Source organism: Methanoculleus sp. UBA413 (genome assembly GCF_002502935.1).
In the GTDB taxonomy this organism is placed as follows: domain Archaea; phylum Halobacteriota; class Methanomicrobia; order Methanomicrobiales; family Methanoculleaceae; genus Methanoculleus; species Methanoculleus bourgensis.
The window spans coordinates 95,621-96,018 of record NZ_DAQR01000117.1; the positions used below are offsets into that span (position 1 = coordinate 95,621).

Below are 398 nucleotides of genomic sequence, written 5' to 3' on the forward strand. Positions count from 1 at the left end.
GATATATCAGATGCCGGGAAAACCTCTCTGTATGTCCAGGGTTGTCCGGATCGACGAAGAGGCGCTGGAAGTCGCCCTGAGGTACGGGAAGAACCTCTCGCTCGGCGTTATGAAGATGGAAGAGATGATCGAGAAGCACGAGAAGGCAAAGCGGGACTACAACGCCATCGAGGAGATGGTCCGCCGGACCATCAGGGAAGAACTTGAGGTCCTGACCTCCAGGTACTGATCAGGTCCTCCCAACCACCGGTGCAGCGCTGGTTCCGTTTTTTTCCCGGTCCTGTTCCCATGCAGTGGGCAGTGGTGGGCTGTGTAGGGGGCCGGGTCCCATCGGCGTGAACGCAACCATGGGGGCACTGCATTCCGGGTTGGCTGTCGGCGAGGTTCAAGCTCTGTTG

Annotated in this window: 1 protein-coding gene; it reads left to right on the forward strand. The window is 58.8% G+C overall.

What is annotated here, in order from left to right:
• Positions 1-31 precede the first annotated feature (31 nt).
• Positions 32-229: a hypothetical protein gene (locus BP858_RS10245; protein ID WP_074175367.1), complete on the forward strand. Its 198-nt coding sequence runs from the start codon at positions 32-34 to the stop codon at positions 227-229.
• The last annotated feature ends 169 nt before the right edge of the window (positions 230-398 follow it).